This is a genomic window from Desulfococcus sp. (genome assembly GCF_050178255.1).
GTDB classification, from domain to species: domain Bacteria; phylum Desulfobacterota; class Desulfobacteria; order Desulfobacterales; family Desulfococcaceae; genus Desulfococcus; species Desulfococcus multivorans.
The window spans coordinates 5,431-13,577 of record NZ_JBFXGG010000078.1 but is presented as its reverse complement, the minus strand read 5'-3'; the positions used below and the strand labels follow the sequence as shown (position 1 = coordinate 13,577).

At 60.2% G+C, this 8,147-nt stretch carries 4 protein-coding genes; 3 read left to right on the top strand and 1 reads right to left on the bottom strand.

Going from position 1 to position 8,147, the window contains the following annotated elements; translation table 11 throughout:
- Positions 1–681, top strand: a 681-nt coding sequence (ehuA, locus tag AB7S84_RS12925) for an ectoine/hydroxyectoine ABC transporter ATP-binding protein EhuA (protein ID WP_428154883.1), incomplete at its 5' end; no start/stop codon positions are given.
- A gap of 135 nt (positions 682–816) precedes the next feature.
- On the opposite strand, the gene AB7S84_RS12920 is transcribed toward ehuA, so the two are convergent.
- The gene (locus tag AB7S84_RS12920) at positions 817–1,059 is read right to left on the bottom strand and encodes a hydantoinase B/oxoprolinase family protein (RefSeq protein ID WP_020877423.1); all 243 of its coding nucleotides are present in this window, start codon (positions 1,057–1,059) and stop codon (positions 817–819) included.
- Positions 1,060–1,408: 349 nt separating this feature from the next.
- Here AB7S84_RS12920 and AB7S84_RS12915 point away from each other — a divergent pair, with 349 nt between their 5' ends.
- On the top strand, positions 1,409–5,014 hold the full coding sequence (locus AB7S84_RS12915) for a DUF3683 domain-containing protein (protein WP_428154881.1): 3,606 nt from the start codon (positions 1,409–1,411) through the stop codon (positions 5,012–5,014).
- A 55-nt stretch (positions 5,015–5,069) separates the two neighbouring features.
- The coding region (locus tag AB7S84_RS12910) for an NAD-glutamate dehydrogenase domain-containing protein (protein ID WP_428154878.1) at positions 5,070–8,147 on the top strand (3,078 nt) is incomplete at its 3' end.

Genomic DNA, 8,147 nt, shown 5'->3' with positions numbered 1-8,147 from the left:
ATGGTCGCTATCATCGGGCCTTCCGGGTCGGGCAAGACAACGGTATTGCGCATGTTGATGGCCCTGGAACTGGTGGATGAGGGCGTCATCTACGTCGACGGAACCCCGATGACGCACATGCCGAAAAACGGCGGCCTTGTCAGGGCAAGCAAATCCTATCTGCGTAAAATGCGCGAGAATATCGGCATGGTGTTCCAGCATTTCAATCTCTTTCCCCACATGACGGTGCTTGAAAACTGTATCGAGGGGCCGGTCCAGGTGCTGGGCATGAGAAAGGACGAGGCCGAGCAGCGGGCCCTGGACCTGTTGGATATGGTCGGCCTGGCGGACAAGATCGATCAGTATCCCGCCCGGCTGTCCGGAGGCCAGCAGCAGCGGGTCGCCATTGCGCGGGCACTGGCCATGCGGCCCAAGATCATGCTTTTCGACGAGGTGACCTCTGCCCTGGACCCGGAGGTTATCGGCGAGGTGACCCAGGTCATCCGAAAGCTCAACGACAAGCACGACCTGACGATGCTGATGGTCACCCACCAGATGGGATTCGCCAGGGAGATCGCCGACCGGGTCTGCTTCTTCTGCGAGGGCAAGATCGCCGAGCAGGGTCCTCCCGAACAATTATTCGACAATCCCCAAAATGAACGCACCATCGCCTTTTTGAGCGCCGTTCTGGATGCCGGATGATCCGGTGTATCCGGAACCATCGGCGTGCTTTTCGGAGCACGAACGCCGCTCATCCCGACTGAACCTTCCTACCGTCCCGCAGCGGAGTGATCCGCCGGCGTCATGCCGTATCCCTGACTTCCAGCCTACCACTGTTCAAAAACGAACGAGGCCCTCCTCGATGTTGGTCGAGATGGCCGTTTTTTGGAGCATCCGGCCCATCTGTTCGGCGATGGACATGAAAAGGTTGGCGAAAATATTACCCGCAGGTCGGGGGATCATCAGGGCCGTGTCCGTGCCCTGGTAGCGAAGGTTCAAAAACAGGCTGCTTTCGATGCGATCCTCGGAAAAACCCTGGGCCGCCAAGGCCGCCTCGGCTTCGACCCGGAACGTCGGCACCTTGCAAGCCGGGATTGATCATGTCCATTCGTGCCGGTATCCCCCGAAAGACGGATAACGCCTCAAAAAATATACGCCGACTAGGGATAACGGCGCGGAGGACTTCGTTCATTCCCGCTCCGTTCGCCCATTGTCTGAAACAGTTCTCTAGTGCGTTCACGGCACTTCTCTGGTATAGGAACAGGGTATCCGGGCCGTGTGCCGTCACGGTCAAGGCCCTTATGGGGACTGACATAGCGGCGTTCCGCATGATTTAAGGCCGTGGACGGTGCGACGGCCAACACCCGCAAGCCGAGCCTCGCGCGATCCCGATATATCTAAAGAGGTCATCAGGTCCAAAAAAACGAAAATGGGAAGCATTACCGACAGAGAGATTCCATATAATTACACATCGGCCGACGACAGGCGCATCCTGGCATGGTTGCTGGGAGCGGAGGTGTTGGCCCCCTTGGAGCGGCTGGTCTTCAGGCGCCGGACGGGGAGATCCTGGCGCGTCCTGATGCGTTTTGTCGGAGACCTCTTCATTCATTACCGGAATCCCTTCCTTTATCAGGAGCTGATTGACGATCGTGATCGGCGAAGGCGGTTTCTGGCGGCGGCCCGCAGGGACCTGACACTCATCATGGATCGCGCCGATCCGGAGCCGGATCTGGATATCGTCCTGGATCGGTGCCGACAAAAGCTTTCCGCGCTGGACGCCGAACTGTCGGCCGTTGTCGCGATGCGGCATCGCATTCGTCGACGCCTCGGCGCCATTGTCGGCGAGGCGAATGTTTTTTTCGATCCCTTCACCCTCATGGCCCATGCCACCGACGCCACCAACTGGCGGCTTCACCTGCCTGTGGCAGTGGTCTGCCCCGACGAGGAAAGCCAGGTCCCGATGCTGCTCCAGGCTGTATCGGCATTGGGTTTGAAGGCGATTCCGCGCGGCGCGGGCACCGGTCTCACCGGTGGCGCCGTTCCCGTCGTTCCCGATTGTGTCATGATCAACACCGAGAAACTCAACCGTATCGGCGCCCTTGCCTGGGAAAACTACGAGGATCCCGACGGAAAGGCGCTTCGACTGCCGATCCTTCCCGTGGGCGCGGGCGTCATCACGGAGGCCGCCATGACAGCCGCGGCCGGGGCCGGGCTGGTGTTTGCCACCGATCCCACCTCGGCATGGGCCTGTACCATCGGGGGCAACATCGCCGAGAACGCCGGCGGCAAGAAAGCCGTGCTCTGGGGTACGGCCATCGACAACCTCCTGAGCTTCCGCATGGCGGTCCCGGGAGGGCGGCTGATCGAGGTTCGGCGCACCCATCCCACGGGCCGCCGCATCGACCCCGAAGAAACCGTTGTCTTTTCGGTGACCGACGTCGCCGGCGGAGAAACGATCCGACAGATTTCGATTCCCGGCAACCGGATCAGAAAGCCCGGTCTGGGCAAGGACATCACCAACAAGGCCCTGGAGGGCCTCCCGGGCGTTCAGAAAGAGGGCACCGACGGCGTTATTACCTCGGCGGTCTTCATCCTTCATCCCGCCTATCCCCATCAGCGAACCGTGTGCCTCGAATTCTTCGGCGAGGACATGGACGAGGCGGGTCGGGTGATCGTGGAGATTTCCCGATCCTTTGTCAATCAGGGACGCGAAGCCCTGATGGCCCTCGAGCATTTTGATGAGGAGTACGTCCAGGCCATCGACTACAAGGCCAAGGCCCCCCGCAGTCGACGCCCCAAGGCCGTGCTGCTCGTGGACATCGTGGGGCATGCTGTCGAACAGGTGAATGACGGCCTGTCACGGTTGAGAACGCTGCTTTCCGCCTATCCCAATACATTTATGGCCGTAGCGGGGAGCGATGCCGAAGCGGAGCGCTTCTGGCGGGACCGGAAACGACTGGGCGCCATCGCGGCCCGCACCAATGCGTTCAAGCTGAACGAGGATATCGTTCTGCCCCTTTCGGCCCTGGCCGAGTTTGCCGAGTTTGTCGATGCCCTCAATATGGAGGAAGAGCGGAGCAACCAGGTCGAGGTCATGTGGCACCTTATCAACTACCTGGAGAAGGCCGTGCCCATTGAAGACCCTGAGTGGCTGGCGGCGAAACTGCCCAGGGCAAGAGAACTCCTTCGGAAGGCCATGGACCAGGTTTATCTGGCCGGCCGGGAACACCTGCGGGAGGGGACGCATCTCCGGGGAGCGGCGGCCGCCATGGCGGAGCTGCTGCGCGGATTCAGCAAGGTTCGGGCCGAGATCGACCGCGATATCGCCGAGATCCGAAACCGGCGTATCGTCGTCGCCACTCACATGCACGCCGGCGACGGCAACGTCCATGTCAACATCCCGGTGTTCGCCAATGACCGGGAGATGATGCGGCGCGCCGCCGACACGGCGGACGTCATCATGGAAAAGGCGGTGGCGCTGGGGGGCGTGGTGAGCGGGGAGCACGGCATCGGGTTCACCAAAATCCGGCACCTGGATCCCGATATCATGGCGGCATTCAAGGCTTACCGGCAGACGGCCGATCCGGAGGATCTGATCAACCCGGGAAAGCTGACCGATCCCGACACGGCAAACCAGGTGTTCACCCCATCTTTCAACCTGATCGAGCTGGAGGCCCGCATACTGCGCTACGGTCACCTGGAGCAGCTGGCGGAGAAGATTTCCCAATGCGTCCGCTGCGGCAAGTGCAAGACCGGCTGTTGCGTCTTTTACCCGGCGGAAAACCTGTTCTTTCATCCGCGGAACAAAAACCTGGCCTTGACGGGGATCATCGAAGCCCTGCTCTACGACGCGCAACGGTCCCACGCCGTGGGTTTCAGGTCGCTGCGCCGGCTGGAGGAGATCGCCGATCACTGCACCCTCTGCCACAAGTGCCTGCCCCCTTGTCCCGTCAATATCGATACTGCCGAAATCTCCATTCTCGAGCGGGAGGTGCTGGCGGACCGTCGCTTCAAGCGATCGCCGCTGCCGACGCGCATCGTCCTTGCATATCTCGCCTCGCGGTCGCCGCTGACCAACGCCCTGGTTCGCCGGACGGTTTTTCAATGGGGCGGCGCACTGCAGCGGACGGCGGTTCGGCTGATGGGCGGCGGCAACAGACGGCGGAAAGGATCCCTCCTGGCGCCTTTCTATGCGCCCGTGGCGTCCATCGCACCCCGGCCCCTGCCTGCGGCCTACCCATCTCATGACCGGAATCAGGCGCTTTTGGTCGCGCCCGCCGACACCGCGACGGCCACGGTTTTCTATTATCCGGGCTGCGGGTCCGAGCGGTTGCATGCCGACATCGCCCTGGCATCGATTTACCTGCTCCTGCAGGTCGGGGCCCGCGTGGTGTTGCCGCCGAAATACCTCTGCTGCGGATTTCCAGCCCGTGCCAATGCCAAAACGGATATCAGCAAACGGCAGGAACTCCGCAACGCCATCATTTTCAACCAGATCCGTTCCATGCTGGGGCACCTCGATTTCGATGCATGCGTTGTCTCCTGCGGCACCTGCCGCGAGACCCTGATCCGAATGAGCGCCGCCGATATCTTCGATGCCCCGCTGCTCGATGTCGCCGGCTGGGTTCTGGAGCGCGGTTTCGACGTCATGCTCCCGGGCTTGTGCTGGTACCATGCCCCTTGTCACGACTCTCTCGAGGGCACGGGGGAGGCACTTCTGCGCCGTCTGGCGCCGGAAGGCGTCGTCTCCGTTCCCCACTGCTGTTCCGAAGCCGGAACACTTGCCCTGAGCCGGCCGGACATTGCCGCCCGCATGCTGGAACGCAAACGGGAGAGCCTGGCGGCGCATGCATCCTTTGCATCGGGCCGCACACGCCTGGTGACCAACTGCCCGGCCTGCCTGAACGGCCTGGGTCGACAGCGCCGGGTGATCCCGACGCACCTGGCTGTTGCATTGGCGGATGCCCATGACGGCGCCGGTTGGCGGGCCCATGTCGCAGATCGACTGGCAGGCGCGGAACGGATCCGAATTTAGGGTCCGGACGGAAAAGCTGAGTCGTCCGTTAAGACCGAAACGATCGAGGAGAATCATGGACCATAAAGCCGGCTGTTCCCCCGCTTTTTCCCGGGGAACCTACATCATCAAAAAAGCCCAGAGCGTCAATCTCGACCCCAGCGTTCTCTATGAGGCCGTCATCGACCTGTCCAGCGAGGGACTTCTCACCGCCAACTGTATCAACATGGCGGCGGGAATCCTCCTGGAAGACCTGGGCTTGCCCAATTATTTCTTTGAAAACATCAAGGCGGGCGCGCTCAAGCAGATGCTGTCATCCATCGCCACCAGCATCACCTTCAAGGACGGCAAGGGGGTTCTGGTGGGCCGGGTGGCCCATGTCGACTTCGACCTGGAGAGCGAGAACAACGTCCAACGGGTCAGGATCGCCACCCAGGAGACCCGGGACAGCATGGAAAAGGTCCTGGAGGACCAGATTCCCGGCCATCGTCGCGAATATTACTATTGCCCTGAAAGTCACTATTACACCTACATCATCCGACCGGAAACGGTCAGGGATTACGACCCGGACTCCTTTGGAACATCCCGATTCCTGTTCTCTCTGGCGGGAGACTACACTGCGACACCAGCACCCACGCGACGGCGCTACGAACGGTTTCTCGAGGCCGCGGAACGCGCCGTGACGCCCCTCATCGAGGTGTTCAATCTTCCCGAGACCGGTGAGACCCGTCTGATGTTCAACAGCGATTTCGCTTCACCCCAGCTCCCGGTATTCCGGAAGCTTTTCGAGGATCACGGCCTGGTGCTGAATCGCGCCTATTGGGAGCCCTATTGCAGAAAATTGCCGGTGCCGTCCTCTATCTGTTCCCTCTATGCCCTTGGCGAGCTTTCCCGGAGAAAAGAGGCGGCGCTTGTCGCCGATCTCTGTGCCTACCTCGCCTTTGCCGTCAGTGACGTAACCGATCTTTACGTGACCGGTAAACTGACCTTCGACGAGATGCTTTTTGCCGGAAATCTTGTCGATTTCACCCACATGTTCATTTACAAGGAACGGGACAAAGCCACCGACCGGGAGATTCTGGAGAGTCTCGTCAGCAAGGATCACAAGGAGGCTTTTGCCGGACGGATTCACGGCGCCAACAAATCCACATACGTTTCGAAACTCATTCTCGAAACCGCCCTCGAGAATCCGGATCTCATCAAGATCCTCTACGGTCTTTTCGAACAAAGGTTCAAACCCGGGATTCAAAACCGAATCACCCCGGAAGTGCTCGAACAGAAATTCTCGGCCTTCGACAAAATCATCGCCTCCCGCTTCATGGATGCCTGGCAGAATTACGATATCTTCAGGTTCATGTTCAGGATGGTCTCGTGTACGTTGAAGACCAATTTCTACAAACCGGAAAAGCGGTCCTTCGCCTTTCGATTTGACAACCGGATTCTCGATCCGCTGGTGTTCGACCGTTTCGTGTTCGGCATCTTTTACGTGAACGGTCACTACGCCTGCGGAACCCACCTGAGGGCCGGAGACATCGCCCGTGGAGGGCTTCGCCTCATTCGCGTGTCGCCGAGCAATTATTCCACGGAGATCGACAATGCCGTGCTCCTGAACTATGCCCTGGGGCCAAAGGCCCAGCGGTTGAAGCACAAGGACATTTGTGAAAGCGGTTCAAAGGGCGTGGTGGTGCCCCATGCCGTCTATGCCGGCCACGGGATGGCGGCCCTGTACGACTATACCGAGGGCATTCTCGATCTGACCCTGGAGGATTCGGCCGTGATCGACCATTACGGGAAGCCCGAAATGGTGTTTTTCGGCCCCGACGAGGGAACGGCACCCTTCATGGACGCAGTGGCCTTTCGCGCCCGGGAGCGGGGCTATCGTTACTGGCGGACCCTCACCACGGGCAAGAGCTTCGGCATCCCCCACGATACCTACGGCCGGATCGAGGGGGGCGATCTTTTTGGCCTTATTGACCGGCGGGAGCAGGGCACCGAACTCTGCATCAACGGCGAAACCGTCCTCGTCACCCGGAATATGGACGACATTTATGAGGTCGTCGGCGGACGAATCGAAACCAGCGGCATGACCACCACCGGCGTGATGGGGGCCTTCAGGACCCTCGTGGCGCACTTCGGTGAATCAGAGGAAAACCTCAACCTGATGATGACCGGCGGTCCGGACGGAGATCTCGGGGGCAACGAGATCCAGTGTTACAAGGGCAGGATCTGCCTCGTCATCGACGGCGGATCGATCCTCTTTGATCCTGACGGGCTCGATCGTCGCGAACTGACGAAGATTGCCTTCATGCGTCATTCCTTCCCCAGAGCCAACTCCATGGCTTTCCCTGTGGACAAACTGGGTTCCCGCGGATTCCGGGTGCCGATGAAGGCCAGAAACATCCCACTTCCCGACGGCACGGTCGTGGAGGACGGCGCCCTGTTTCACAGGACCTTTCTGTCGGACCCCGCGAACCGCCGTTTCATTCGTGAGGCCGATATCCGTGCCTTCATCCCCTGCGGGGGATTCAAGGACACTGTGAACCGCGGCAATGTCAAGCCGTTTCTCTCTATCTTCGAGGAGTTGAAGTTCATCGTCGAGGGCGCCAATGTCTTCTTTGACGACGCTGCCAGACGCTATATCGCCACCACTACGGGCATCAGGCATATCAAAGACACCACGGCCAACAAGGGGGGCGTTTTTTCCAGCGCCGTCTCCGAGGTTCTCACCGGCTTTCTCTTTGGAGACGATTACGAGGCGAACCTGTTGGACGACGCCGAGACCCGATGGGCATTGATCCGGGATATCCTGGGGCTGGTGGAGGCCAACGCCCGGGCGGAGACTGCAATGCTTATCCGGATTCACGAAACCGATCCGTCGGTGCCGCTCTTCGATCTGTCGGAGCGGACGAGCGAACAGATCTTCACCCTTCAGGCCGTTTTTGAAAAGCGCATCCGGGAGATCCTGGCCGACGGGGACCGGGTCCGGCAAATCCTGGAGCGCTATATTCCGGGTATCCTGATCCGGCGGCTCGGCATGGAGAAGATCATGGACATTCTGAACAATCCGGAACTGCAGGCATACCGGAATGCCATCCTTACCAAAAAGCTCGCATCCATGGCCTTTTACCGATACGGCCTCGAATGGCGGGATCTT